Origin of the sequence: Streptomyces sp. NPDC046866 (genome assembly GCF_040704625.1) — a bacterium.
Taxonomy (GTDB): Bacteria; Actinomycetota; Actinomycetes; order Streptomycetales; family Streptomycetaceae; genus Streptomyces.
Genome location: NZ_JBEYXN010000009.1, coordinates 56,019 through 81,191, shown reverse-complemented (window position 1 = coordinate 81,191; position 25,173 = coordinate 56,019). Strand labels below are relative to the sequence as shown.

The 25,173-nt window shown below is 72.7% G+C and carries 22 protein-coding genes; 13 read left to right on the top strand and 9 right to left on the bottom strand.

The window, feature by feature from the left end; all coding sequences use genetic code 11:
* Window positions 1-17 precede the first annotated feature (17 nt).
* The gene (gene dnaG / locus AB0953_RS15955; RefSeq protein ID WP_366860053.1) at window positions 18-1,940 is read left to right on the top strand and encodes a DNA primase; all 1,923 of its coding nucleotides are present in this window, start codon (window positions 18-20) and stop codon (window positions 1,938-1,940) included.
* On the opposite strand, the gene AB0953_RS15950 is transcribed toward dnaG, so the two are convergent.
* Together AB0953_RS15950 and cutA are read right to left on the bottom strand one after the other, a co-directional pair.
* Window positions 1,937-2,419, bottom strand: a complete 483-nt coding sequence (locus tag AB0953_RS15950; RefSeq protein ID WP_366860052.1) for a gamma-glutamylcyclotransferase family protein — start codon at window positions 2,417-2,419, stop codon at window positions 1,937-1,939. The two genes, dnaG and AB0953_RS15950, sit on opposite strands and share 4 nt — an antisense overlap.
* Window positions 2,416-2,790, bottom strand: a complete 375-nt coding sequence (gene cutA / locus AB0953_RS15945; RefSeq protein ID WP_366860051.1) for a divalent-cation tolerance protein CutA — start codon at window positions 2,788-2,790, stop codon at window positions 2,416-2,418. Before cutA ends, AB0953_RS15950 begins: the two co-directional genes overlap by 4 nt.
* Before the next feature lie 296 nt (window positions 2,791-3,086).
* Between cutA and AB0953_RS15940 the strand changes: the two genes are divergently transcribed.
* Window positions 3,087-3,632: a hypothetical protein gene (locus tag AB0953_RS15940; protein WP_366860050.1), complete on the top strand. Its 546-nt coding sequence runs from the start codon at window positions 3,087-3,089 to the stop codon at window positions 3,630-3,632.
* A 139-nt stretch (window positions 3,633-3,771) separates the two neighbouring features.
* Window positions 3,772-4,392, top strand: coding sequence for a class F sortase (locus AB0953_RS15935; RefSeq protein ID WP_366860049.1), 621 nt, complete (start codon window positions 3,772-3,774; stop codon window positions 4,390-4,392).
* 71 nt (window positions 4,393-4,463) lie between these two features.
* On the opposite strand, the gene AB0953_RS15930 is transcribed toward AB0953_RS15935, so the two are convergent.
* The gene (locus tag AB0953_RS15930; protein ID WP_366860048.1) at window positions 4,464-5,240 is read right to left on the bottom strand and encodes a TSUP family transporter; all 777 of its coding nucleotides are present in this window, start codon (window positions 5,238-5,240) and stop codon (window positions 4,464-4,466) included.
* A gap of 204 nt (window positions 5,241-5,444) precedes the next feature.
* On the opposite strand from AB0953_RS15930, the gene AB0953_RS15925 reads away from it, so the two are divergent.
* The 3 genes from AB0953_RS15925 to nirD are packed head-to-tail and all read left to right on the top strand — an operon-like array spanning window position 5,445 to window position 9,738.
* Window positions 5,445-6,821 carry an FAD-dependent oxidoreductase gene (locus AB0953_RS15925; RefSeq protein ID WP_366860047.1) on the top strand — a complete coding sequence of 459 codons (1,377 nt, stop codon included), beginning with the start codon at window positions 5,445-5,447 and terminating at the stop codon, window positions 6,819-6,821.
* A gap of 2 nt (window positions 6,822-6,823) precedes the next feature.
* Window positions 6,824-9,394, top strand: a complete 2,571-nt coding sequence (nirB, locus tag AB0953_RS15920; protein WP_366860046.1) for a nitrite reductase large subunit NirB — start codon at window positions 6,824-6,826, stop codon at window positions 9,392-9,394.
* A complete protein-coding gene (gene nirD / locus AB0953_RS15915) occupies window positions 9,391-9,738 on the top strand; it encodes a nitrite reductase small subunit NirD (protein ID WP_366860045.1) in 348 nt (115 codons plus the stop codon). The genes nirB and nirD overlap by 4 nt, the downstream gene beginning before the upstream one ends.
* Window positions 9,739-9,767: 29 nt before the next feature.
* Here the strand turns inward: nirD and AB0953_RS15910 are convergent, their stop codons facing one another.
* The 5 genes from AB0953_RS15910 to dusB all read right to left on the bottom strand — a co-directional run bounded on the left by AB0953_RS15910 (window position 9,768) and on the right by dusB (window position 16,668).
* On the bottom strand, window positions 9,768-10,175 hold the full coding sequence (locus tag AB0953_RS15910; protein WP_366860044.1) for a VOC family protein: 408 nt from the start codon (window positions 10,173-10,175) through the stop codon (window positions 9,768-9,770).
* A gap of 117 nt (window positions 10,176-10,292) precedes the next feature.
* Window positions 10,293-10,805, bottom strand: coding sequence for a group III truncated hemoglobin (locus tag AB0953_RS15905; RefSeq protein ID WP_366860043.1), 513 nt, complete (start codon window positions 10,803-10,805; stop codon window positions 10,293-10,295).
* 190 nt (window positions 10,806-10,995) lie between these two features.
* Window positions 10,996-12,051 (bottom strand): helix-turn-helix domain-containing protein, encoded by a 1,056-nt coding sequence (locus tag AB0953_RS15900; RefSeq protein ID WP_366860042.1) that lies wholly within the window; start codon window positions 12,049-12,051, stop codon window positions 10,996-10,998.
* Between the two features lie 389 nt (window positions 12,052-12,440).
* Window positions 12,441-15,149 carry a pyruvate, phosphate dikinase gene (gene ppdK, locus AB0953_RS15895; RefSeq protein ID WP_366860041.1) on the bottom strand — a complete coding sequence of 903 codons (2,709 nt, stop codon included), beginning with the start codon at window positions 15,147-15,149 and terminating at the stop codon, window positions 12,441-12,443.
* A gap of 376 nt (window positions 15,150-15,525) precedes the next feature.
* Window positions 15,526-16,668 (bottom strand): tRNA dihydrouridine synthase DusB, encoded by a 1,143-nt coding sequence (gene dusB, locus AB0953_RS15890; protein WP_366860040.1) that lies wholly within the window; start codon window positions 16,666-16,668, stop codon window positions 15,526-15,528.
* A gap of 64 nt (window positions 16,669-16,732) precedes the next feature.
* Here dusB and AB0953_RS15885 point away from each other — a divergent pair, with 64 nt between their 5' ends.
* The 4 genes from AB0953_RS15885 (at window position 16,733) to AB0953_RS15870 (ending at window position 20,854) form a co-directional block, all read left to right on the top strand.
* A complete protein-coding gene (locus AB0953_RS15885; protein ID WP_366860039.1) occupies window positions 16,733-18,211 on the top strand; it encodes an MFS transporter in 1,479 nt (492 codons plus the stop codon).
* 116 nt (window positions 18,212-18,327) lie between these two features.
* A complete protein-coding gene (locus AB0953_RS15880; RefSeq protein WP_366860038.1) occupies window positions 18,328-19,377 on the top strand; it encodes an aldo/keto reductase in 1,050 nt (349 codons plus the stop codon).
* A 21-nt stretch (window positions 19,378-19,398) separates the two neighbouring features.
* Window positions 19,399-19,992, top strand: coding sequence for a TetR family transcriptional regulator (locus AB0953_RS15875; RefSeq protein ID WP_366860037.1), 594 nt, complete (start codon window positions 19,399-19,401; stop codon window positions 19,990-19,992).
* Between the two features lie 145 nt (window positions 19,993-20,137).
* Window positions 20,138-20,854, top strand: a complete 717-nt coding sequence (locus tag AB0953_RS15870) for a VC0807 family protein (protein WP_366860036.1) — start codon at window positions 20,138-20,140, stop codon at window positions 20,852-20,854.
* Window positions 20,855-20,933: 79 nt separating this feature from the next.
* On the opposite strand, the gene AB0953_RS15865 is transcribed toward AB0953_RS15870, so the two are convergent.
* Window positions 20,934-22,316, bottom strand: coding sequence for a glycine--tRNA ligase (locus AB0953_RS15865; protein WP_366860035.1), 1,383 nt, complete (start codon window positions 22,314-22,316; stop codon window positions 20,934-20,936).
* Between the two features lie 156 nt (window positions 22,317-22,472).
* Here AB0953_RS15865 and AB0953_RS15860 point away from each other — a divergent pair, with 156 nt between their 5' ends.
* From AB0953_RS15860 to AB0953_RS15850, 3 genes are read left to right on the top strand one after another with little or no spacing between them, the layout of a single operon-like run.
* Window positions 22,473-23,465 carry a metal ABC transporter substrate-binding protein gene (locus AB0953_RS15860; protein WP_366860034.1) on the top strand — a complete coding sequence of 331 codons (993 nt, stop codon included), beginning with the start codon at window positions 22,473-22,475 and terminating at the stop codon, window positions 23,463-23,465.
* Window positions 23,465-24,280 (top strand): metal ABC transporter ATP-binding protein, encoded by an 816-nt coding sequence (locus AB0953_RS15855; RefSeq protein WP_366860033.1) that lies wholly within the window; start codon window positions 23,465-23,467, stop codon window positions 24,278-24,280. Before AB0953_RS15860 ends, AB0953_RS15855 begins: the two co-directional genes overlap by 1 nt.
* On the top strand, window positions 24,280-25,149 hold the full coding sequence (locus tag AB0953_RS15850) for a metal ABC transporter permease (protein ID WP_366860032.1): 870 nt from the start codon (window positions 24,280-24,282) through the stop codon (window positions 25,147-25,149). The genes AB0953_RS15855 and AB0953_RS15850 overlap by 1 nt, the downstream gene beginning before the upstream one ends.
* The last annotated feature ends 24 nt before the right edge of the window (window positions 25,150-25,173 follow it).

The window sequence follows — 25,173 nt, the reverse complement described above, 5'->3', positions numbered from 1 at the left end:
GGCCGTAGACTTCACGGGTGGCAGGACGGATCAACGACGACGACGTGAAGGCGGTACGGGACGCGGTCCCGATCGACGCCGTGGTCTCCGACTACCTCCAACTGCGCAACGCGGGCGGCGGCAACCTCAAGGGCCTGTGCCCCTTCCACGACGAGAAGTCCCCGTCCTTCCAGGTCAGCCCCAGCAAGGGTCTCTACCACTGCTTCGGCTGCCAGGCGGGCGGGGACACCCTCGACTTCATCATGAAGATCGACCACCTGTCGTTCTCCGAGGCCGTCGAGCGGCTGGCCGCGCAGGCCGGCATCACCCTGCGCTACGAGGAGGGCGGCTACACCGCCGGCACCAGCGGCCGCGGCGAGCGGATCCGGCTGGTCGAGGCCCACAAGGCGGCCGCGCAGTTCTACATCGACCAGCTGGGCAGCCCCGAGGCCGAGATCGCCCGGCGCTTCCTCGCCGAGCGGGGCTTCGACCAGGCCGCGGCCGAGCACTTCAGCGTCGGCTACAGCCCGGCCGGCTGGGACCACCTGACCCGCTTCCTGCGCGGGCGGGGCTTCAGCGACCGCGAGCTGATCACCTCGGGGCTGTCCCAGGACAGCCGCAGCGGCAAGCCGATCGACCGCTTCCGAGGCCGGCTGATGTGGCCGATCCGCGACATCAGCGGCGAGGTCGTCGGCTTCGGCGCCCGCAAGCTGCGCGACGACGACAACGGGCCGAAGTACCTGAACACGCCCGAGACCGCGATCTACAAGAAGTCCCAGGTGCTCTACGGCATCGACCTGGCCAAGAAGGAGATCGCCAGGACCTCCCGGGCCGTCGTGGTCGAGGGCTACACCGACGTGATGGCCTGCCACCTGGCCGGGGTGACCACCGCGATCGCGACCTGCGGCACCGCCTTCGGCGGCGAGCACGTCAAGATCCTGCGCCGGCTGCTCATGGACAACGCCACCGCCGAGGTGATCTTCACGTTCGACGGCGACGCGGCCGGGCAGAAGGCCGCGCTGCGCGCCTTCGAGGACGACCAGAAGTTCGCCGCCGAGACCTCGATCGCGATCACCCCCGGCGGCATGGACCCGTGTGACCTGCGGCTGGCCGAGGGGGACGCGGCCGTGACGGCCCTGGTGGAGTCCCGGACCCCGCTGTTCGAGTTCGCGCTGCGGCACATCGTGGCCCGGCACAACCTGGAGAACCCGGCGGGCCGGGCGGCCGCCCTGGACGAGGCGGCCCCGGTCGTCGCCGGCATCAAGAACATCGCGATCCAGCACGAGTCGGCGGTCCAGCTGGCGGGCATGCTCGGCATCCGCGACGAGCAGTTCGTCGTCAAGCGCGTCGCGCAGCTGGCGCGCTGGGCCCGCGAGCGCGGCAACGGCGCCCGTCCCGGCCCCGGCGGCGGCCCGCAGCAGTCCGCCCCCGCCCGTCGCCCGTACGAGGCCGCCCCCGTCCCGGCGGCCCCCGCGGGCGGTCCCGCGCTGAACCTGCGCAGCCCCGCCCACCGCACCGAGCGGGAGCTGCTCAAGCTGGCCCTGCAGCGGCCGGAGCTGGTCTTCCCGGCGTTCGACGCGTACGGGGTGGACGAGTTCACCGCCCCGCCGTACGCGGCCGTCCGCCAGGCGATCCAGGACGCGGGCGGCGCCGCCCCGGGCGTCGACGGCTACCTGGCCCGGGTGCGCGAGGCCGCGCCCAACGACACGGTCCGCGCGCTCGTCACCGAGCTGGCGGTGGAGGCCATCCACGCCAAGACGGTGGACGAGGTGTACGCGGGCGTGCAGCTGGTCCAGGTCCGGCTGCGCGCGGTGGACCGGCGGGTCCACGAGATCCAGGGCACGCTGGCCCGCATGGGCAGTCACGCCCCGCCGGAGCAGCTGGCCGCGGTGCAGGAGGAACTGTGGGTCCTCCAGCAGTACGGGCAGCGCCTGCGCAACCGCGGCGCCGAAGGCCTCTAGCGCCGCGGGACCCGCGTGCCGGGCGGGGGCTCGGTGGGCTGGTCCCGGCGGTGCAGCCAGTCGCCGCCGGGTATCTGCGTGCCGCTCTCGCGCAGTCTGCGGGCCAGCGCGGGCGCCGCCAGGTAGACCCAGGCCGGGGTGCGGGTGCCGTCCGGCCGGACCGCGTCGCACCGCACCCGGTCGTAGACGTTGAGCGGCCCGTCCGGGCCGTGGTACTCCTCCAGCCGGTCCAGCTCGGCCAGCAGCCCCGCGTACGCGCCGGGCGCGGGGGTGATCAGCTCGCCGACGATCTCCGCCCCCGCGTGCCGGACGGCGTACGGGTAGCCGGGTCCGTCGTACAGCAGCGCGTCCGGGAGCCGGGCGGGCTCCTCGGCGGCCGTGCGTCCCCGCAGGAACAGCGCGTGGTTGACCTCGCCGGGCCGCAGGGTCCCGTACACGAAGAAGGGCAGTTCGGCGGGGAGGGCGGGCTCGGCGGTCATCCGGCGGCCACCTCCGCCGCGACCCAGGCCAGGTAGCCGGCGCTCCCCCGCACCACCGGCGTGGCGATGATCTCCGGCGTGTCGTAGGGGTGCTCGGCGGCCAGCCGGGCCTCCAGGGCCGGGTAGGCCGCGGCGGTGGTCTTGAGCAGCACCTGCCACTCCCGGGCGGTCTCCACCTCGCCCTTCCACCGGTAGACCGAGGTCACCGGCCCCGAGACCTGGGCGCAGGCGGCCAGGCGGGAGTCCACGGCGGACCGGGCGAGGCCGGCGGCCGCCTCCGCCGAGTCGACGGTGGTCAGTACGGTCAGCACCGGCTCCGGTGCCCGTTCCGGCTCCGGTGCCGGTTCCTGCGGCCGGTCGGCTGATGTCACGGGGACCTCCCTCGGATGCGGCGGGCAGCTCTTGGTCCGGCCATCGGTCCGGATCCTGCTGCGCCCCCCACCGTACGCACCTGCCCGCCCGGGCGGGACCACCCGGTTCCCACGGGCCCGCCCACCGCTTCACCCGGACGGGCCGATACCCGCGTACGGTCGAGAAACCGAGCGTGACCTGCGCAAACGGGCCTCTGCGGGGCCCGCCTGACACAGCGTCGGCAGGCGGGGCGGCTCCGACCCGGGGTACCACGGGACCACGACCCGACCACGACCCGTGTCCGGCAGGAGCCCCCATGTGCCGTCGCCCCGCCCACCTGCTCACCGCCGCCGTGCTGACCGCCGCCGCGGTCGCCGGCCCGGTCGCGGGTGGGACGGCCGCCGCGCAGCCCGCGGCGGCGCCGGGCCGTGCCCCGGGCGACTTCGCCGTGCTGGAGGTCTGGCCCAGGTCGGCCGCCCCCGGGGTCACGGTCACCGTGAACACCACGGCATGCGGGCCGGCCGGCCACGCCGACGGCGACGCCACGATGGTCGGCGGCGGCCGCTTCAAGCTGGTCCCGGGCACGCACGAGGAAGTGGTCATCGGGCAGTTCCAGGTCGCCCGCACCACCCGCCCGGGCACCTACAGCATCGGCGCGACCTGCGCCGACGGGAAGTACGCCACGGGGGACCTGGTCGTCACCGCACGCGGCCCGCAGGGCCGGGTGCACACCGGGGTGGGCGGTGGCACGACCACCACCGCCGACCCCGCCAAGGTCACGGCGGGAGCGGTCGTGCTGGCCGCGGCCGCCGTCGGCGGTACCTGGCTCCTGCGTCGCCGGGCGAGCGGCACGCGGAGCTGACGGGCGCCCACCGCGGCCCTGCCGCGGTCCCGACCGGTACCGTCCCCCGTCGCCCGGCCCCGCGAGGTCCCCCCGTTCGCGGGGCCGGGCGACGGACCCACGACCGAGCAGCGAATCCCCGAGCACCGAGGGGGCGTCCATGGGCACCGGCCGGGCCGGCCGCGGCGGGATCGTCGCGCTCACCGCCTGCATCGGCATCTGGCTCATCGCCAGCGGCTCCGGCGAGTCCGTCGGGCCCCCGCTGCCCTCCCCCGCCGAGGCGCTGGACGGGCACACCCGGGACCCGGGCGGGATCGACCCGCTGCCCGGCTCCCCGCCCATCCGCATCCGGATCCCGTCCATCGGGGTCGACGCCCCGCTGGCGGGGCTCGGGCTGGCGCGCGACGGCAGCCTCGAGGTGCCTCCGCCCGCCCGGCCCGACCTGGCCGGCTGGTACCGCGACGGCACCACCCCGGGCGCGGTGGGCACGGCCCTGGTCGTCGGCCACGTCGACGACGCCTCAGGGCCCGCCGTCTTCTACCGGCTGGGCGCGCTGCACCGCGGGGCCGCCGTCGAGATCCGGCGCGCGGACGGGCGTACGGCGGTGTTCACCGTGCACGCGGTCGAGGTGTACGACGCCAAGGGCTTTCCCGACGCCCGCGTGTACGGGCCCTCGGCGCGGGCGGAGTTGCGGGTGATCACCTGCGGCGGCCGCTTCTCGCCCCGCACGGGGTACCAGGGCAACGTGGTCGTCTTCGCCCACCTCACGGGCACCCGCTGACGGCCCCTGCCGGGCCGCCGTGCCGCCCGGCTGCCACGACCGCCGCAAGCGCCGCGAGCGCCGCACCCGCCTCAGCCGAACTGCTCGAAGCCGAGCTTGAGCACCAGGGCGCCGACCACCGTGAGCAGGACGCCCCGGACGAAGCCGCTGCCCTTCTTCAGCGCCGTCCGCGCCCCGATCATCCCGCCGGCCAGGTTGAACGCCGCCAGCAGAGCGGCCAGCTGCCACAGCACCCGGCCCTGGTAGGCGAACATCGCGAGGGCGCCCGCGTTCGTGCACACGTTGACGATCTTGGCGGTGGCGGAGGCGTTGACCAGGTCCAGGTGGAGCAGCGCGGTCAGGGCGAGGACGAGGAAGGTACCGGTGCCGGGGCCGATCAGGCCGTCGTAGAAGCCGATGCCCAGGCCGGCGAGGCCGATGGCGAGCAGGACCCGCTGCCGGCTCGCCGGAGCGGCGGCCGGGGCCGTCCCGAAGGCGGGCTTGAAGGCGACGAACCCGCCGACGAGCAGGAGCACGGCCATGATCAGCGGGCGCATGGCGTCCTTGCTGATCCCGTCGGCCAGCAGGGCGCCGCCCATGGACCCGGCGACGGCCGCCAGGCCGATCCGGACGGCGAGCTTCACATCCACCGGCGCCTTGCGGACGTACGTCACGGCGGCCCCCGTGGTCCCCACGATGGCGACGGCCTTGTTGGTGCCGAGCACGGCGGCGGGATGGGCGTGGGGCAGGCCGAGCAGCAGGGCCGGGAGGAGCAGCAGGCCGCCGCCGCCCACCACGGCGTCGATCCAGCCGGCCGCCGCGGCCGCGATGCACAGGACGATGAGCATGGTCGTGGATATGTCAGGCACAAGGCGACCCTAGGGACCGACTCGATGCACTGCCCATTCCTTGCGGGAAACTTGCGCAAAGGTTGAGGTTCGCGCCGTCCCCGACGGCCTCCGCGGCACCCGGACGGCGGCTCACCGGCCCGCCGCGGCGGCGCTGAGGTGGGCGTTCCGTTCGGGTAACAAGCGCGATGCCGAGGGGAAACAGCGGCCGCGCACGCTCGGGGCATGACCTCGGAGCAACAGCGTGTGGTGGTGATCGGCGGCGGCCTCGCGGGCCTCCGGCTCGCGGCGGGGCTCGCCGCGGACCGGGCCGCGGACGTCACCGTGCTCGGCGAGGAGGCGCACCTCCCGTACAACCGGGTCCTGCTCGCCGAGGTGCTGGCGGGCCGGTACGCCCCTGAGGTGGCCGCCCTGCCCGCGCCCGGCCCGGTGCTGCGGCGCGGGGTGCGGGCGGTACGGATCGACCGGGCCGAGCGGGTGGTGCACTGCGACGACGGCAGCACGGAGCGGTACGACGCCCTGGTCCTGGCCACCGGCTCCAACGCGGTGCTGCCGCCGCTGCGCGGGCTGTTCGAACCCGTCGGCACCCGCCGAGGGGCGGCGGCCGCGCCAGCGGGCGCGGCGGCCGACGTGGCAGCGGGCGCGGCGGTCGGCGGGGAACTCCCCGACGGGGTGCACGCGTTCCGCACCATGGACGACTGCCTGGCGCTCTCCGCGGCCGTCTCCGCCGTGCCCGGCCTGCGCGCGGTGGTGATCGGCGGCGGCCTGCTCGGCGTCTCGGCAGCCCGCGCGCTGGCCGAGCGCGGGGCGCAGGTGGTCCTGGCCCAGCAGGGCGAGCGGCTGATGGAGCGCCAGCTGGACGCGGGGGCCTCGGCGCTGCTGCACGCCCACCTGACCGCCCTCGGCATCGAGATCCACACCGAGTGCCGGGTCCGCGGGCTGAGCACCTGCCAGGTCCCGGCCGCCGGCCGGCGCCGGGTCACCGGGGTCGAGCTCGCCGACGGCTACCGGCTCGACGCCGACGCCGTCGTCCTGGCCTGCGGGGTGCGGCCGCGGACCGGTCTGGCCCGCGCGGCCGGACTGGAGGTGCGCCTCGGGATCGTGGTCGACGACCGGCTGCGCACCAGCGACCCGGACATCCACGCCATCGGCGACTGCGCCGAGCACGCGGGCCGGGTCTACGGCCTCGCGGGCCCCGCCCTGGAGCAGGCCGACGCCCTCGCCGCGCTCCTGGCCCGCGGGCCCGCCCCACGGGAGGGCGACACCGCGCACCCGGCAGCCGACACCGCTGCCGCGCCCGCCCCGCCCGCCGCCTACACCGGCACCCGGGCCCTGACCCGCCTCACCCTGGTCGCCGGCGCGTCCGGCCCGCTCGATCTCGCCGCCTTCGGCGAGACCACCCCGCTGCCCGGCGACGACGTGGTCCGCCTCTCGGACGCCACCCGCCGGACCTACCGCAAGGTCGTCGTCCGCGGCGACCGCCTCGTCGGCGGCGTCCTGCTCGGCGAACTCTCCAGCGTGGGCGCCCTGGCCCGCAGCTGGGAGGACGAGGAAGCCCTGACCGACCTGTTCCACCTGCTCACCGACGACGGAGGCTCCTGATCATGGCCGCACCCCCGCCCACCCCCGCCATCGTGCTCATCGGCCACGGCATGGTCGGCCAGCGCTACCTGGAGGCACTCGCCGAGCGCGGGGCCACCGCCACGCACCGGATCACCGTGCTCTGCGAGGAGCCCCGGCCCGCGTACGACCGCGTGCACCTCACCTCGTACTTCTCCGGCAGCAGCCCGGAGGACCTCTCGCTGACTCCTCCCGGCTTCATGGACCAGCACGGCATCGACCTGCGCCTGGGCGACGCCGCCGAGAGCATCGACCTGAAGGCGCGCACGGTCACCTCCCGCTCCGGGCGGGTGGTCCCCTACGACGTGCTGGTCCTGGCGACCGGCAGCTACCCCTTCGTGCCGCCCGTCCCCGGCAAGGACGCCCCCGGCTGCTTCGTCTACCGCACCATCGAGGACCTCCTCGCCATCGAGGAGTACGCGAGGGCGCTCCCCCGGACTCCGTCCGGGGCGGCCCCCGGCGGCGCGGTCGTCGGCGGCGGCCTGCTCGGGCTGGAGGCCGCCGGCGCCCTCCAGGGGCTCGGGCTCGCCACGCGGATCGTGGAGTTCGCCCCGCGCCTGATGCCCGTCCAGGTCGACGAGGGCGGCGGCGCCGCCCTCCTGCGCACCATCGAGGGCATGGGGCTGACCGTCCACACCGGCGTCGGCACGCAGGAGGTGGTCACGGGCGAGGACGGCCGCGTCAGCGGGATGCGCCTGTCCGACGGCTCCACCGTCCCCACCGGGCTCGTCGTCTTCTCCGCCGGCGTCCGCCCGCGCGACCGGCTGGCGCGCGACGCGGGCCTGGCCGTCGGCGAGCGCGGCGGCATCGCGGTGGACGCCCGCTGCCGCACCTCCGACCCGCACGTGTACGCCATCGGCGAGTGCGCGCTGGCCGCCGACGGCCGCGTCTACGGCCTGGTCGCGCCGGGCTACGAGATGGCCGAGACCGCCGCGGAGGACCTGCTGGGCCGCGAGAAGGAGTTCACCGGGGCGGACCTGTCCACCAAGCTCAAGCTGCTCGGCGTGGACGTGGCCTCCTTCGGCGATGCCCACGGCGCCGCCCCCGACAGCCTCGACGTCGTCTACTCCGACTCCCGCACCGGGGTCTACAAGAAGCTGGTCGTCTCCCCCGACGGGGTGCTGCTCGGCGGCGTCCTGGTCGGCGACGCGGACGCGTACGGGCTGCTGCGCCCGCTGACCGGCAGCGTCCCGCCCGTCAGCCCCGACCAGCTGGTGCTGCCCGCCGGCCTCGCGCCCGCCGCGCAGCTGGGCCCGTCCGCCCTGCCCGACACGGCCGTGATCTGCTCCTGCCACAACGTCACCAAGAAGGCGATCACCGCCTGCGCCACCCTGGCCGAGGTCAAGCAGTGCACCAAGGCGGGCACCGGCTGCGGCGGCTGCACCAAGGTGATCGAGCAGCTGCTGCCCGCCCCCGCCGACAAGGGACTGTGCGGCTGCTTCCGCTTCACCCGGGCCGAGCTGTACGAGATCGTCCGGACCCGGCGGCTCACCTCGTACGAGCAGCTCCTCGACGGGCACGGCCGCGAGGAGGCCCGCGGCGGCGACGGCTGCGAGGTGTGCAAGCCCGCCGTCGGCTCGATCATCGCCTCGCTGGCCCCGACGCTCGGCGCGAGCGGCTACGTCCTGGACGGCGAGCAGGCCGCCCTGCAGGACACCAACGACCACTTCCTCGCGAACCTCCAGCGCAACGGCTCCTACTCCGTCGTCCCCAGGATCCCCGGCGGCGAGATCACCCCGGACAAGCTCATCGTGATCGGCGAGGTGGCGCGCGACTTCGGCCTCTACACGAAGATCACCGGCGGGCAGCGCATCGACCTCTTCGGCGCGAGCGTGGACCAGCTCCCGCGGATCTGGGCCCGGCTCGTGGACGCCGGGTTCGAGTCCGGGCACGCGTACGGCAAGGCGCTGCGCACGGTGAAGTCCTGCGTGGGGCAGACCTGGTGCCGCTACGGGGTCCAGGACAGCGTGCGGATGGCCATCGACCTGGAGCTGCGCTACCGGGGGCTGCGCGCCCCGCACAAGCTCAAGTCGGCGGTCTCCGGCTGCACCCGCGAGTGCGCGGAGGCGCAGAGCAAGGACTTCGGGGTCATCGCGACGGCCAACGGCTGGAACCTCTACGTAGGCGGCAACGGCGGGGCCGCCCCGCGCCACGCCGACCTGCTGGCCCAGGACCTCTCCGACGCGGAGCTGGTGCGGCTCATCGACCGGTTCCTGATGTTCTACATCCGCACGGCGGACCGGCTGGAGCGCACCTCCACCTGGCTGGACCGGCTGGAGGGCGGCCTCGACCACCTGCGGGACGTGGTCGTGCACGACTCGCTCGGGCTGTGCGCCGAGCTGGAGGCGCTGATGGCCGACCACGTCGCGCACTACCGCGACGAGTGGGCCGAGACGCTCCAGGACCCGGACCGGCTGCGCCGCTTCGTCTCCTTCGTCAACGCGCCGGGCGCGCCCGACCCGACCGTGCGCTTCGTCCCCGAACGCGACCAGGTCAAGCCGGACCTGGCCGTCCTGACCCGTCAGCCGCTGGACGCCGTGGGAGGCAACCGATGACCGTGGAACTGCAGGTGGGAGAGGGCTGGCTGACGGTGTGCGAGCTGTCCGACTTGACGCCGGGCCGGGGGGTGGCGGTGCTGCTGCCCGACGGCGGCCAGGCCGCCGTCTTCCTCGGCCGCTCGGGATGGACGTACGCCGTGGACAACCAGGACCCCTTCACGGGCGCGGCGGTCCTCTCCCGCGGGCTCGTGGGCTGTGTGGAGGGCCGGCCCTTCGTGGCGTCGCCGCTGCTCAAGCAGCGCTTCGACCTGGAGACGGGCCGCTGTCTGGACGACGGGGAGGTGGCGGTCCGGACCTACCCGGTACGGACCGCCGTGGCCTCCGGCGCCGCGGCGGCCTAGCGCGGCGGGGGCGGGGCGGCCGGCGGGGCTCAGCCCTGGACGGCCGCCGGGTCCATCCACATGATCTCCCAGGTGTGGCCCTCCAGGTCCTCGAAGGCCCGGCCGTACATGAAGCCGTGGTCCCGGGCGGGGCGGGGCTCGCCGGCACCGGCCGCGACGGCGGCGTCGACGAGCTCGTCGACCTTCTCCCGGCTCTCGGCGCTCAGGCAGAGCAGCGCCTCGGTGCTGGTGGAGGTGTCCGCGATCGCCTTGTGCGTGAACTCCTTGAAGCGGGGCTCGGTCAGCAGCATCGCGTAGATGGTGTCGCTGATGACGAGGCAGGCGGCGGTGTCGTCGGTGAACTGCGGGTTGCAGGAGTAGCCGAGCCGCGCCCAGAAGGCCTTGCTGGCCTCCAGGTCCTTGACCGGCAGGTTGACGAAGATCATGGTGGCGGGCATCGCGGTTCCTCTTCTCTCGTGTCGCGCTTTCGAGAGGTAGACCGGGGGCCCTGCGGGAACTCATCGCTCCTCGGCGGAATTTTTTCCCGGCTTTCGTCGCGGGGGGGGCGAAGCGGGTCAGGCCACGGTGCGCAGCTCCAGCACGGCCAGCGGGACGAAGCCCGCGCGGCCGGCGTGCGCGGCCTCGGCCGGGGCGTCCGGCCCTGCCAGCCGCCGCAGCAGCGCCAGCGCGATCTGCTCGCCCTGGGCCTTGGCCCGCTCGGTGGCGGGCCCGCGGTGCCGGCCGTCCAGGGCGGCCCGCCACAGCTGCACCCAGCGCCCGAAGTCCTCGGCGGTCAGGGCCCGTGCCGAGTGGAGCGCGGCGTGCGGGGCGAAGGCGTCACCGGAGTAGTCGGCGCTGCGGAAGAGGGCCCGCTCCCAGAAGTCGGCGATCCGGGGCAGGTGCGCCTCCAGGTCCGTGCCCGCGACCTCGGTGAAGAACGGGCCGATCCGCCGGTCGGCGAACGCGGCCGCGTAGAAGCGGCGCAGCACGGCCTCGAGGTCGGCGCGGCCGCGTATGTCGCCCTCCCGGGCGGCGGGGTCGGCGGCGGAGGGGGCGGCGGGCCGGTCGGGAGCGGCGGAGTGGTTCATCAGTCCACCATTGTGGACCGTCCGCGGGCCGCCCGGGGCGGATCGCCGCGTGCTCCGTCACATCGCGTGTCCGAACGCCGCCGGGCGCCGCCGGAGGGGCTCCCCGGGAGACCGCGCCACTATCCGAACAATGGCCGAAAACACCCGGTCCCGGCCCCGGAAAATCCGGGTGCCGGGACGGGCACGTCTGCTACGAGGCGACCGCGCCGCCCTTGAGGAGCGCGGCCCCGAGGGGGGTCACCGTGTGCAGTACGGCATTGCCGCGGCGCAGGGTGGTCACGAGGCCGGCCTCCCGCATCACGCAGGCGTGCTGGCTCGCGGAGGCCAGGGAGACCCCGGCCCGGCGGGCGAGCTCGCTGGTGGTGGCCCCGTCGCCGATGGCCCGCAGGACCACCGAGCGGGTGTGCCCGACGAGCTTGCCCAGGGTGCGCTGGCGCTGCTCCTCCAGGGGGCGAATCGATTCGCCGCCGGCGGCCGCCGAGGCCAGCTCCGCGGCGGCCGGGTAGACCAGCACCGGGGGCAGCTCCGGGTCGTGCAGCGTCACGGCCGTGCGCCGGCAGAAGAACGAGGGCTGGAGCAGCAGCCCGCGCCCCCGCAGCCGCACGTCGCGGTCCACGGGGTAGTCGCACTCCAGGACCGGGGCCCGCCAGCGCAGCATCGGCGGCAGGGAGGCCAGCAGCTCGTCGGCGCCGCCGTCGAGCAGGGCCCGGCCGCGCGCGGCGCGCTCGGCCTCGATCTGGGCCTGGATGTGGGTCCAGTACGGGGCCACGGCCGCCCGGTGGTACCCGCGCAGCTCGCCCATGAGCTTCGGCAGGTACGCGGTGCCGCCGTCCATGAACTCCCGCAGCCGCTTCGGGATCCCGGTATCTCCGCCGCCGGTTGCGGCGCTCGCGGGCATGCCGAAGGCGGCTCCCACCCGCGCGCCCGCCCCCAGCAGGGCCAGCTCGCGCCGGATCCGCTCGGGGTGGAGCCCGCGCAGCGCGTCGAGGCCCACGTCCCACCCGTACTGCCCCTCCACAGGGGTCAGGAAATCGGGGAAATAGCCGCGACTCGGTATGAGCGCGCCGAGCAAGCGTGTTTCACTATTCAACCTGCTCCGGGTTTCCGTACGCCATTCACCGAAGAGCCGGGCATCACGCCGGTCTCTTAAGCGGTGAAAACTCAGAACCGTTTCCCACAACGCATCGGGACGCCCTGCCATCCGTACGCGTGCCAGGTCCACTCCAGTGAAATGGATACGCAGCACCGAACCCCCACCTGTGCAACCGCAATCCCCCCGCCCCATGAGTATGCACGCCGTCACACGACGTCACCACGCCCTTTCGGCCACAGTTGAAACCCCTTTCGGCGGGGGCGTGACAACCGAAATGCTGTACTCCGCCAGGCACACTCCAGTGCGACCGAAACGCTCCGTGAAGGCCGTGGGGGGCTTTGCGGGGCCTGGCGGTCGGTCGCACCGGGAAGCGCCGACGTGCCTGGCAGATTGGCAGCAGGCGGTGGACGGGTGGGGATCCGTCCACCGCCTGCTGGCGTAAAGACTTGTTGAACAACAAAGAATTGCCCGCCTGCCCTCGGGGGTCAGGGAACCCGGGGGCAGGCGGACGTATCGGGGGCCCGGGCGCGCCCGGGGGCGGGTCAGCGGCTGTCGCTGCCCGTCGCCTCGGCGGCCGCGCGGCCGGCCTCCAGGCGCGCCACCGGAATCCGGAACGGCGAGCAGGAGACGTAGTCGAGGCCGACCTCGTGGAAGAAGTGGACGGACTCGGGGTCGCCACCGTGCTCGCCGCAGACGCCGAGCTTGAGGTCGGGGCGGGTGGCCCGGCCCTGCTTGACCGCGTGGCGGACGAGCGAGCCGACGCCGTCCTTGTCGATGGTCTCGAACGGGGAGACCCCGAAGATGCCCTTCTCCAGGTAGGCCGTGAAGAAGCTGGCCTCGACGTCGTCGCGGGAGAAGCCCCACACCGTCTGGGTCAGGTCGTTCGTGCCGAAGGAGAAGAACTGCGCGGCCTCGGCGATCTGCGCGGCCGTCAGGGCGGCGCGCGGCAGCTCGATCATCGTGCCGATGGTCAGCTTGAGGCTGGTGCCGGTGGCGGCCTCGACCTCGGCGATGACCTGGTCGGCCTCCTCGCGGACGATCTCCAGCTCCTGGACGGTGCCGACGAGCGGGATCATGATCTCGGCGCGCGGGTCGCCCTTGGCGTTCTTGCGCTCGGCCGCGGCCTCGGCGATCGCCCGGACCTGCATGGCGAACAGGCCGGGGATGACCAGGCCGAGGCGGACGCCGCGCAGACCCAGCATCGGGTTCTGCTCGTGCAGCTTGTGCACGGCCTGCAGCAGGCGCAGGTCGTTCTCGTTGTGGTCCTTGCGGGCCTCGGCGAGGGCGACGCGCACCGACAGCTCGGTGATGTCGGGCAGGAACTCGTGCAGCGGCGGGTCGAGCAGGCGGACGGTGACCGGCAGGCCGTCCATCGCCTCGAAGAGCTCGATGAAGTCCTTCTTCTGCAGCGGGAGCAGCTCGGTGAGGGCGTCCTCGCGCTCGGCCTCGGTGTCCGCGAGGATCAGGCGCTCGACCATCTCGCGGCGCTCGCCGAGGAACATGTGCTCGGTGCGGCAAAGGCCGATGCCCTGGGCGCCGAAGCGGCGGGCGCGCAGCGCGTCCTCGGCGTTGTCGGCGTTGGCGCGTACCCGCAGGCGGCGGACGCGGTCGGCGTACGCCATGATCCGGTGGACGGCCTGGACCAGCTCGTCGGCGTCGTCGGCGCCGGCGTGCATGCGGCCCTCGAAGTACTCGACGACCGGGGAGGGCACGACGGGTACCTCGCCGAGGTAGACCTTGCCGGTGGAGCCGTCGATGGAGACGACGTCGCCCTCTTCGATGACCCGGTCGCCGACCGTCATGCGGCGGCGCTTGGTGTCGACGTCGAGCTCCTCGGCGCCGCAGACGCAGGTCTTGCCCATGCCGCGGGCGACGACGGCGGCGTGCGAGGTCTTGCCGCCGCGCGAGGTCAGGATGCCCTCGGAGGCAATCATGCCGTCCAGGTCGTCCGGGTTGGTCTCGCGGCGGATCAGGATGACCTTCTCGCCGGAGCGGGACCACTTGACGGCCGTGTAGGAGTCGAAGACGGCCTTGCCGACGGCCGCGCCCGGGGAGGCGGCGATGCCGCGGCCGAGCAGCTCGGTCTTGGCGTCCTCGTCGAAGCGGGGGAACATCAGCTGCGCGAGCTGGGCGCCGTTGACGCGCTGGAGGGCCTCGGCCTCGTCGATCAGGCCCTGGTCGACGAGCTGGGTGGCGATGCGGAAGGCGGCGCCGGCGGTGCGCTTGCCGACACGGGTCTGGAGCATCCACAGCTGGCCGCGCTCGATCGTGAACTCGATGTCGCAGAGGTCCTTGTAGTGGGTCTCCAGCGTCTCCATGATCTGCATCAGCTGGTCGTAGGACTTCTTGTCCAGCTGCTCCAGGTCGGCGAGCGGGACGGTGTTGCGGATGCCCGCGACGACGTCCTCGCCCTGGGCGTTCTGCAGGTAGTCGCCGTAGACGCCCTGGTGGCCGCTGGCGGGGTCGCGGGTGAAGGCGACGCCGGTGCCGGAGTCGGGGCCGAGGTTGCCGAAGACCATCGAGCAGACGTTGACGGCGGTGCCCAGGTCGCCGGGGATGCGCTCCTGGCGGCGGTAGAGCTTGGCGCGGTCGGTGTTCCAGGAGTTGAAGACCGCCTCGACGGCGAGGTCGAGCTGCTCGCGGGCGTCCTGCGGGAACTCGCGGCCGGCCTCCTTCTGGACGATCTTCTTGTAGACCTTGACCAGCTTCTTGAGGTCGGCGGCGTCGAGGTCGGTGTCGACGGTGACCTTCTTGGCGGCCTTGGCCTGGTCGAGGGCGTCCTCGAAGAGCTCGCCCTCGACGCCGAGGACGGTCTTGCCGAACATCTGGATCAGGCGGCGGTACGAGTCCCAGGCGAAGCGCTCGTTGTCGGCCTGGGCGGCGAGACCGACGACGGAGGCGTCGGAGAGGCCGATGTTGAGGACCGTGTCCATCATGCCGGGCATCGAGAACTTCGCGCCGGAGCGGACGGAGACCAGCAGCGGGTCGTCCGACTGGCCGAGCTTCTTGCCCATCTTCGCCTCGAGGGCGGCGAGGTGGGCGCTGACCTCGTCGCGCAGCGCGGCCGGGGCCTCACCGCTCTCGAGGTAGACCTTGCAGGCCTCGGTGGTGATGGTGAAGCCGGGAGGGACCGGCAGACCCAGGTTGGTCATCTCGGCGAGGTTGGCCCCCTTGCCGCCGAGAAGGTCCTTGAGGTCGCGGTTTCCCTCGGTGAAGTCGTAGACGAACTTCTGGTTCTTGTTTTCCGACACGGGTCTCGACTCCTCGAGGACTCGGTGGCTGCCCTGACGGCGAGGAACATACCCAGATCGAAGGCTTCTGGGTACGTCCACTTGGCCGTCATACGGCCGTAACCACCCATGCGCCCCCGGATCGAAAGTGACCAATGAGTAGCCGGAACCTCCGAAGAGCGTTCACCTCCCGAAGGGGGACGGCACTCCTGCGGCTTGTTTGCGCTCGGATGAGCGATCATCGATACATTTGCGTTCAAGACTTGAACAAACAAAGGGTGGCACCCAGTGCCACCCTTTGGAAGTCATACCCGTGATTTTCGCGCTCATCTGAGCGCAACCCCACCCATGCGTGGTGTATGTCACGCCGCCGACGGCATAGTTTGTCAGCTGATTCTCATCCTCCGGACGTGTCCAGCTCGGCGTCCTCGCTGACCCCTGCGCAGTCGTACGGATCCTTCAGCCACCCGTCCGGGAGGACAACCCGGTTGTTTCCGGACGTTCGGCCGCGCGGGCCGTCCGCGCTCTCGGGCCAGGGCTGGTCCAGGTCGAGCTCGCTCAGATGAGCGTCCAGCTCGGCCAGGGACGAGGTGACCGCGAGCTTCTTGCGCATCTCGGAGCCGACCGCGAAGCCCTTCAGGTACCAGGCCACGTGCTTACGGAAGTCGATCACCCCGCGCGCCTCGTCGCCGATCCACTCCCCCAGCAGCTGGGCGTGCCGGTGCATCGTGGCCGCGACCTCGCGCAGCGAGGGCTTGTGGAAGTCCTCGGGGCGCCCCTCGAAGGCCGCCACGAGGTCGTTGAACAGCCACGGGCGCCCCAGGCAGCCACGGCCGACGACCACGCCGTCGCAGCCGGTCTCGCGGACCATGCGCAGCGCGTCCTCGGCGCACCAGATGTCGCCGTTGCCGAGGACGGGGATCTCCGGGACGTGCTCCTTGAGGCGGGCGATGGCCTCCCAGTCGGCGGTGCCGCCGTAGTGCTGTGCGGTGGTGCGGCCGTGCAGGGCGATGGCGGTGACGCCCTCCTCGACCGCGATCCGGCCGGCGTCCAGGTAGGTGAGGTGGTCGTCGTCGATGCCCTTGCGCATCTTCATGGTCACCGGCAGGTCGCCGGCGCCCGCGACCGCCTCGCGCAGGATGGCGCGCAGCAGGTTCCGCTTGTAGGGCAGGGCGGAGCCGCCGCCCTTGCGGGTGACCTTGGGGACCGGGCAGCCGAAGTTGAGGTCGATGTGGTCGGCGCGGTCCTCCTCGACGATCATCCGGACCGCCTTGCCGACCGTCACCGGGTCGACGCCGTACAGCTGGATCGAGCGCGGCTTTTCGGTCGCGTCGAAGTGGATCAGCTGCATGGTCTTCTCGTTGCGCTCGACCAGCGCGCGGGTCGTGATCATTTCGCTCACGAACAGCCCCTTGCCGCCGCTGAACTCGCGGCAGAGGGTGCGGAACGGGGCGTTGGTGATGCCGGCCATGGGGGCGAGCACCACCGGGGGCTGCACGGTGTGCGGGCCGATCGCGAGCGGCGGAGGGAGCGTGGTCATCCCTCCATTGTGGCGGAGAGAAAATCGATCACACTTTTCTTTAGTTAGGCGTACTATCGTACGTATGCAGGAGTCGATCCGCCGCCGGAAGACGCTGGTCCTGGCGATCTGCTGCATGAGCCTGCTCCTGGTCAGCCTCGACGTCACGGCCCTCAACGTCGCCCTGCCCTCGATGCGCCGGGAGTTCGGCGCCTCGGTGGCCGGCATGCAGTGGACGATCGACGCGTACACGCTGGTGCTGGCCTCGCTGCTGATCCTGGCGGGCTCCACGGCGGACCGGATCGGGCGCCGCCGCGTCTTCACCGCAGGGCTGGTGCTGTTCACGGCCGGCTCGCTGCTCTGCTCCCTGGCGCCGGGCCTCGGATGGCTGGTCGGCTTCCGGGCGGTGCAGGCCGTGGGCGGCTCCATGCTGAACCCGGTCGCCATGTCGATCATCACCAACACCTTCACCGAGCCGCGCGAACGCGCCCGCGCCATCGGCGCATGGAGCGCGGTGGCCGGCCTCTCCATGGCGGCGGGCCCGCTGATCGGCGGGCTGCTGGTGGACTCGGTGGGGTGGCGGGCCGTGTTCTGGGTGAACCTGCCCGTCGGGCTGGCGGCCCTGGGGCTCACGCGGCGGTACGTCCCCGAGTCGCGGGCCGAGCGGCCGCGGCGCCCCGACCCGGTGGGCCAGTTGCTGGTCATCGCCGCCCTCGGCGGCGTGACGTACGCCATCATCGAGGCGCCGGCCGCGGGCGCGGACTCCCCGGCCGTCCTCGGCTGCGCCTGCCTCGCGGCGGCCTCGCTGGCGGCGCTCGTGCCGTACGAGCTGCGCCGCGCCGACCCGCTGATCGACCCGCGGTTCTTCCGCAGCGCCCCCTTCAGCGGCGCGACGGTGATCGCGGTGTGCGCCTTCGCCGCGCTGTCGGGGTTCCTGTTCCTGAACACCCTGTACCTGCAGGAGGTACGGGGGCTCGACGCACTGGGCGCGGGGCTCTGGATGCTGCCCATGGCGGCGCTCGCCTTCCTGTGCGCGCCGCTCTCGGGCCGGCTGGTCGCCGCGCGCGGGCCGCGGCTGCCGCTGCTGCTCGCCGGGACCGCGATGGCCGCGAGCGGGCTGCTGTTCGCCGCCTTCTCCGCCGAGGCCTCGAATCCGCTGCTGTTCACCGGGTACGCCCTGTTCGGCCTGGGCTTCGGCCTGGTCAACGCGCCGATCACCAACACCGCGGTCTCCGGGATGCCCCGGTCCCAGGCGGGCGTGGCGGCCGCGATCGCCTCCACCAGCCGGCAGACCGGGGGCACGCTGGGCGTCGCCGTGATCGGGGCCGTGCTGGCGGCCGGAACGGCGGGCGGCGGGGGCGCGCCGGTCCTCGACGGCGGCGCGGAGTTCGTCGCGGCGGCCCGGCCCGCCTGGTGGATCATCACGGCCTGCGGGGCGCTGGTCCTGACCGTGGGCGCCGCGACCAGCGGGCGCTGGGCCCGGGGGACGGCCGTGCGGACGGCCCGCCGCCTGGAGCGGGCCTGCGCCGACCCGTCTCCGGCCGGGGTCCCCCCGCAGGCCTGACGCACCGGGCCTCCTTTCCGACGAGCCACCCCGCCCCCTCCTCTCCGATCACGACGCCCTCACACTGACGGGTGACAGATATTGAAATCTGTCACCCGTCATGTCATTCTCGTTGCATGACGACGAACGAGAGCACCCCTCGGAACACCACCGCCGCTGCCCACCCCACCCGCACCCTCGGCTCGACCGGCCCCGCCGTCTTCCCGCTGGGCCTGGGCTGCATGGGCATGTCCGCGCTCTACGGAGAGGCGGACCGCAGCGAGTCGATCGCGACGATCCACGCCGCACTGGACGCAGGGATCACGCTGCTGGACACCGGCGACTTCTACGGCATGGGCCACAACGAGCTGCTCATCAACGAAGCCCTGCGCACCGCGCCGGCCGCAGCCCGCGACCAGGCGCTGACCAGCGTGAAGTTCGGCGCGCTGCGGACGGTCGAGGGCGCCTTCACCGGCTACGACGGCCGCCCGGAGGCCGTGAAGAACTTCCTGGCCTACTCGCTCCAGCGGCTGGGCCGGGACCACATCGACATCTACCGGATCGCCCGCGTGGATCCGGCCGTGCCGATCGAGGAGACCGTGGGCGCCATCGCCGAGGCCGTCGAGGCGGGGCACGTGCGGCACATCGGCCTGTCCGAGGTGGGCGCGGACACCCTGCGCCGGGCCGCGGCCGTGGCCCCGATCGCCGACCTCCAGATCGAGTACTCGCTCCTCTCCCGCGGCATCGAGGAGGAGATCCTGCCGACCGCCCGGGAGCTCGGCATCGGCATCACCGCGTACGGGGTCCTCTCGCGCGGCCTGATCAGCGGCCACTTCACCCGCGACCGGGAACTGGCTCCGGGGGACTTCCGCGGGATGAGCCCCCGCTTCCAGGGCGGGAACCTCGACCGGAACCTGGAGCTGGTCGAGGCGCTGCGCAACGTCGCCGACGGCAAGGGGGTCAGCGTGGCGCAGACCGCCATCGCCTGGGTGCTCTCGCGCGGCGAGGACATCGTGCCGCTGGTGGGGGCCCGCCGGCGGGACCGGCTCGCCGAGGCACTGGGTGCCATGGACGTGAAGCTGACCGCGGCCGACCTGGCGGCGATCGAGGAGGCGGTCCCGGCGGGAGCCGCGGCCGGCGACCGGTATCCGGCGGCCCAGATGGCCCACCTGGACAGCGAGCACTGAGCCGGCGGTACGGTCGTACCCATGTCACCCGCTGCCGCCGAGCCCCTGACCCCCGAGCGCATCCTCGAGACCACCGAGGAGGTGCTGCGGCGCTACGGGCCGACGAAGGCGACGGTGGTGGACGTGGCGCGTGCCCTGGGCGTCAGCCACGGCAGCGTCTACCGGCACTTCCCTTCGAAGGCGGCTCTGCGCGAGGCGGTCACGGACCGGTGGCTCGCCAAGAGCGTGGTCATGCTGGAGGCAATCGCCTCGGCACCGGACGAGGCCGCCCCCTCCAAGCTGGAGGCCTGGTTGGAGGCCCTCTTCGAGGCCAAGCGCCACAAGGCGGGCGACGATCCGGAGCTGTTCGCGACGTACGGCGTGCTGCTCGCCGAGAACAGCGGGGTGGTCGACGCCCACCTGACCGAGCTGGTCGACCAGCTGACCCGGATCATCGCCGAGGGAGTCGACGCAGGCACCCTGGCCGCCCCCGACGTGCCGGCCGCCGCCCGCGCCGTCTTCGACGCCACCGGCCGCTTCCACGACCCCCAGTACGTGGCGGAGTGGCTCTCGCCCACGATCACCACGGAGTTCGAGGCCGTCGTCGCCCTCGTCATCAGGGGCCTGCGCCCCTGAACCGGCGTCGATACGCTCCGAGTTATGCGGAATTGGACACTCCGCACGGCTTGGCGATCATTTGAGCCGTGTCGGCTTGTACATGCCAGCGACAGTTCCTTACGGTCCCCTTACCGCACTATTCATGCACGTACCAGGGGGAACCTTGTCCACGGCAGCAGTACAGCCCTCACCTCCCGCACGCTCCGGCGGAGCAGCCGCGGCCGGCCTGATCCTGACCATCGCGCTCAGCGTGGTCGCGCCGATCATCACCTACAACACGCTCGTCGACGACCACGGCTGGAGCGAGGCCTCGGCGCTGCTGGTCAGCGGCGCCTGGCCGATCCTCGACAGCGCCATCATGGTGGCCTGGCGGCGCAAGCTGGACGAGTTCGCCATCGTCACCCTGGTGTTCCTGGGGATCACCGCCGCCGTCTCCCTCATCGGCGCCAACTCCACCCGGGCCCTGCTGGTCAAGGACTCGGCCGTCACGGGGCTGTTCGGGCTCCTGTGCCTGGCCACGCTGCTCGCGCCGCGTCCGCTGATGTTCTACTTCGGCCGCAAGTTCGGCACGGACGGCACCCCGGCGGGCGTGGCGTACTACAACGGCCTGTGGCAGTTCGAGGGCTTCCGCAAGGCCCAGCGCCACATCACCCTGGTCTGGGGCGTGGTCTACCTGATCGAGGCGGCGGTCCGGGTCGCCCTGTCGTACGCCCTGAGCACCTCCACCATGGTGACCCTGAGCCCGTTCCTGATCTACGGGACGCTCGGCGGCCTGGCCCTGTGGACGGTCCGCTTCGTCAAGCGCACCAAGGCGGAGGGCGCCAAGCGGGCCGCCGCGGCGGCGGCCGCCGCCGAGCAGGCCGGCGGCTCCGCGGCCTGAGCGGCCGCCCACTGCACGGGAAAGACCGGTGGCCCGGTGCGCGTCTCGCGCACCGGGCCACCGTCCGTTCCGGCGGGTCCTAGCAGCCGAGGAGACGGCTGCCGAGGTAGGCCTGGATCTGGTCGAGGGAGACGCGCTCCTGCTTCATGGTGTCGCGCTCGCGCACGGTCACCGCGTTGTCGTCCAGGGTGTCGAAGTCGACGGTGACGCAGAACGGCGTACCGATCTCGTCCTGGCGGCGGTAGCGGCGGCCGATGGCGCCCGCGTCGTCGAACTCGATGTTCCAGTTCTTGCGCAGGTCGGCGGCGAGGCCCTTGGCCTTCGGCGACAGCTGCGCGTTGCGGGACAGCGGCAGGACGGCGACCTTGATCGGGGCCAGGCGCGGGTCGAGGCGCATCACGGTGCGCTTCTCCATGACGCCCTTGGCGTTCGGGGCCTCGTCCTCGTTGTACGCGTCGAGCATGAACGCGAGCATGGCGCGGTTGACGCCGGCCGCCGGCTCGATGACGTACGGGGTGTAGCGCTCACCGGCTTCCTGGTCGAAGAAGGTGAGGTCCTGGCCGGAGGCCGCGGAGTGGGCCTTCAGGTCGTAGTCCGTGCGGTTGGCGACACCCTCGAGCTCGGAGAACTCGCTGCCGCCGAAGTTGAAGCGGTACTCGATGTCGGCGGTGCGCTTCGAGTAGTGGGACAGCTTCTCCTTCGGGTGCTCGTACCAGCGCATGTTCTCCTCGCGCAGACCCAGGCCGCGGTACCAGTTCCACCGCTCCTGCATCCAGTACTCCTGCCACTGCTCGTCCTCGCCCGGCTTGACGAAGAACTCCATCTCCATCTGCTCGAACTCGCGGGTGCGGAAGATGAAGTTGCCCGGCGTGATCTCGTTGCGGAAGGACTTGCCCATCTGGGCGATGCCGAACGGGGGCTTCTTGCGCGAGGAGGTCTGCACGACGGCGAAGTTGGTGAAGATGCCCTGGGCGGTCTCGGGGCGCAGGTACGCCTTGGAGCCGGTGTCCTGGGTCGGGCCGAGGTGGGTCTCCAGCATGCCGGAGAACTGCTTCGGCTCGGTGAACTGGCCCTTCACACCGCAGTTGGGGCAGTTGACGTCGGCCAGGCCGTTCTCGGGGAGGCGGCCGTGCTTGGCCTCGTACGCCTCTTCGAGGTGGTCGGCGCGGTGGCGCTTGTGGCAGGAGGTGCACTCGGTCAGCGGGTCCGAGAACGTCGCGACGTGGCCGGAGGCCACCCAGACCTCGGGGGCCAGGATCACGGAGGAGTCGATGCCGACGATGTCCTCACGCCCGGTGACCATGGCCTTCCACCACTGGCGCTTGATGTTCTCCTTGAGCTCGACACCCAGCGGGCCGTAGTCCCAGGCAGCCTTGGAGCCGCCATAGATCTCACTGCAGGGGTAAACGAAGCCACGGCGCTTGCTCAGGCTGACGATGGTTTCGATCTTGTCGGCGGCCACGGTGCTCTCTTCATTACGAGGACGAACGGCGAATGCCTCAGGTTACCGGCGTCCGCCCCTCCCCTTTCAACTCGGATACCCCTTCCCCGGCCGGGCCACCCCACCTGTCACCAGGGTTTTTGACAACGGTTTCCATATTTGATGAAAATGGATGTCATGAACGTACGCCGCCTCATACCCGCAGCCGCCCTCGCGGGCGCCGTCGTCCTCGGCTCCACGGCCCTCACCGGCTGCTCGGCAGGCTCCGCCGCGGGGGGCGGGAAGGACGGCAGGATCGCCGTGACCGCGTCGTTCTACCCCCTGCAGTTCCTCGCCGAGCAGATCGGCCGCGACCACGTCAGCGTCTCCTCGCTCACCAAGCCCGGCACCGAGCCCCACGACCTGGAGATCACCCCCAGGCAGACCGGCCGGCTCGGCCAGTCCGACGTGATCGTCTACCTCAAGGGCCTGCAGCCCGCCGTGGACGAGGCCGTCGCCCAGGCCGGGGTGAAGAACGTCGTCGACGCCGCCGCCCTGACCGAACTGGAGGCCCACGGCCCCTCCGGCCACGGCCACGCCCCCGAAGGCGCGGACGGGCACGCCGAGGACCACGCGGGCGGCCACGACCACGACCACGGCGGCGAGGGCGGCAAGGACCCGCACGTGTGGCTCGACCCGGTGAAGTACGCCGAGATCGCCAAGGGCGTCGGCGCCGCCCTGGAGAAGGCCGACCCCGGCCACGCGGCGGACTACCGGAAGAACACCGACGACCTGACCGGCAGACTCGCCGCCCTCGACGCGGAGTTCAAGGCCGGCCTGGCGAACAGCGCCTCGAAGACCTTCATCACCACCCACGCCGCCTTCGGCTACCTCGCCGAGCGCTACGGCCTCGACCAGGAGGGCATCTCCGGCGTCGACCCCGAGTCCGAGCCGAGCCCGGCCCGGATGAAGGAGCTCCAGGAGCTGGCGAGGAAGGAGAATGTCTCCACCGTGTTCTTCGAGACCCTCGCCAGCGACAAGACGGCCAAGGCCCTCGCCGGCGACACCGGCCTGAAGACCGACGTCCTCGACCCGCTCGAGGGCATCACCGACACGTCCCAGGGCGCCGACTACTTCGAGGTCATGCGCTCCAACCTGAAGAACCTCCAGAAGGCGCTCGGCAGCAAGTGATGGCAGTTACGGAGGCGGATGCCATGCAGTACCGGCCCGATCAGGCAGCGGACCAGCCCGTCATATCCCTGCGCGGGGCCACCGCCTCGCTGGGCTCGCGCCCGGTGCTGCGCGGGGTCGACCTCACCGTCCGGCGCGGCGAGGTGGTCGCGCTGCTCGGGGCCAACGGCTCCGGCAAGTCCACCGCCGTGCGCGCCGTCGTCGGACAGGTTCCGCTGTCCGGGGGCGAGTTGGCGCTGTTCGGCACCGAGTTCAAGCGCTTCCGCGCCTGGTCGCGGATCGGGTACGTCCCGCAGCGCACGACCGCGGCCAGCGGCGTCCCCGCCACCGTCCGCGAGGTCGTCTCCTCCGGCCGGCTGGCCCGCACCCGCTTCGGCGTCCTGCGCAAGGCCGACAGGGCCGCCGTCGACCGGGCCCTGGCCCTGGTCGGCATGGACGCGCATGCCGGGGCCTCCGTCAATGCGCTCTCCGGCGGCCAGCACCAGCGCGTGCTGATCGCCCGGGCGCTCGCCGTGGAGCCCGAGCTGCTGATCATGGACGAGCCGATGGCCGGCGTCGACCTCGGCAACCAGGAGGTCCTGGCGAACGCGGTGCGCGAACAGGTCGCCGCCGGGACGACCGTCCTGCTCGTCCTGCACGAGCTCGGCCCCCTGGAGCCGCTGATCGACCGGGCCGTGGTGCTGCGCGACGGCTGCGTCGTCCACGACGGGCCGCCGCCGGAGGCCGTGGGCCAGCACGCCCTGCCCGGCCACGACCACGTACACCCCCACGCGGCGCACGACGCCGAGCCCCTGCGGACGGGACTGCTCAGCTGATGGAACTCCTCGACTTCGCCTTCATGCAGCGGGCCCTGCTCGCGGCCGTCCTGGTCGGCATCACCGCCCCCGCGATCGGCACCTACCTCGTCCAGCGCCGCCAGGCCGTGATGGGCGACGGCATCGGCCACGTCGCCATGACCGGTGTGGCCCTGGGCTTCCTGCTGAACGCCAGCCCGGTGTGGGTCGCCACGCTCGTCGCCGTCCTCGGCGCCGTCGGCATGGAGCTGATCCGCTCCCGCGGCCGCACGAGCGGCGACATCGCGCTCGCCATGCTCTTCTACGGCGGCCTCGCCGGCGGCGTGATGATCATCAATCTGGCCCCGGGCGGCTCCACGGCCAACCTGACCAGCTACCTCTTCGGCTCGATCACCACCGTCTCGCCCGCGGACGTCACCGCGGTCGTGGTCCTCGCGGCCTTCGTCATCGCCGTCACCGTGGGCCTGCGCCGCCAGCTGTTCGCCGTCTGCCAGGACGAGGAGTTCGCGCGGGTGACCGGCCTGCCGGTGCGCGCGCTGAACCTGCTGATCGCCGTCACCGCCGCCGTCACCGTCACCGTCGCCATGCGGATCGTGGGCCTGCTGCTGGTCAGCGCCATGATGGTGATCCCGGTCGCGGCCGCCCAGCGCGTCACCCGCGGATTCACCGCCACCCTCGCCGTCGCCATGGGCATCGGCGTGCTCGTCTCGCTCTCCGGCACGGTCGCGACGTACTACATCGACGCGCCCTCCGGCGGCACCATCGTGCTGCTGGCCATCGGCGTCTTCATGGTGATGACCGGGCTGTCCGCGCCCCTGGCCCGGCGCCGGGCCACGGCGGCGCGTGCCGCAGAAGAGGTCTGCACCCGCGACGACGTGAAGGTCCAGTAGGGGCGGCCGCCTGGCACAATTGGG

What these genes read in the sequence shown, in the direction of transcription:
- AB0953_RS15950 (WP_366860052.1), bottom strand. Translation starts at nt 2,419, where the DNA reads ATGACCGCCGAGCCCGCCCTCCCCGCCGAACTGCCCTTCTTCGTGTAC.
- AB0953_RS15940 (WP_366860050.1), top strand. Translation starts at nt 3,087, where the DNA reads ATGTGCCGTCGCCCCGCCCACCTGCTCACCGCCGCCGTGCTGACCGCC.
- AB0953_RS15935 (WP_366860049.1), top strand. Translation starts at nt 3,772, where the DNA reads ATGGGCACCGGCCGGGCCGGCCGCGGCGGGATCGTCGCGCTCACCGCC.
- AB0953_RS15925 (WP_366860047.1), top strand. Translation starts at nt 5,445, where the DNA reads ATGACCTCGGAGCAACAGCGTGTGGTGGTGATCGGCGGCGGCCTCGCG.
- nirB (WP_366860046.1), top strand. Translation starts at nt 6,824, where the DNA reads ATGGCCGCACCCCCGCCCACCCCCGCCATCGTGCTCATCGGCCACGGC.
- nirD (WP_366860045.1), top strand. Translation starts at nt 9,391, where the DNA reads ATGACCGTGGAACTGCAGGTGGGAGAGGGCTGGCTGACGGTGTGCGAG.
- AB0953_RS15910 (WP_366860044.1), bottom strand. Translation starts at nt 10,175, where the DNA reads ATGCCCGCCACCATGATCTTCGTCAACCTGCCGGTCAAGGACCTGGAG.
- AB0953_RS15905 (WP_366860043.1), bottom strand. Translation starts at nt 10,805, where the DNA reads ATGAACCACTCCGCCGCTCCCGACCGGCCCGCCGCCCCCTCCGCCGCC.
- dusB (WP_366860040.1), bottom strand. Translation starts at nt 16,668, where the DNA reads ATGACCACGCTCCCTCCGCCGCTCGCGATCGGCCCGCACACCGTGCAG.
- AB0953_RS15885 (WP_366860039.1), top strand. Translation starts at nt 16,733, where the DNA reads ATGCAGGAGTCGATCCGCCGCCGGAAGACGCTGGTCCTGGCGATCTGC.
- AB0953_RS15880 (WP_366860038.1), top strand. Translation starts at nt 18,328, where the DNA reads ATGACGACGAACGAGAGCACCCCTCGGAACACCACCGCCGCTGCCCAC.
- AB0953_RS15875 (WP_366860037.1), top strand. Translation starts at nt 19,399, where the DNA reads ATGTCACCCGCTGCCGCCGAGCCCCTGACCCCCGAGCGCATCCTCGAG.
- AB0953_RS15860 (WP_366860034.1), top strand. Translation starts at nt 22,473, where the DNA reads ATGAACGTACGCCGCCTCATACCCGCAGCCGCCCTCGCGGGCGCCGTC.
- AB0953_RS15855 (WP_366860033.1), top strand. Translation starts at nt 23,465, where the DNA reads ATGGCAGTTACGGAGGCGGATGCCATGCAGTACCGGCCCGATCAGGCA.
- AB0953_RS15850 (WP_366860032.1), top strand. Translation starts at nt 24,280, where the DNA reads ATGGAACTCCTCGACTTCGCCTTCATGCAGCGGGCCCTGCTCGCGGCC.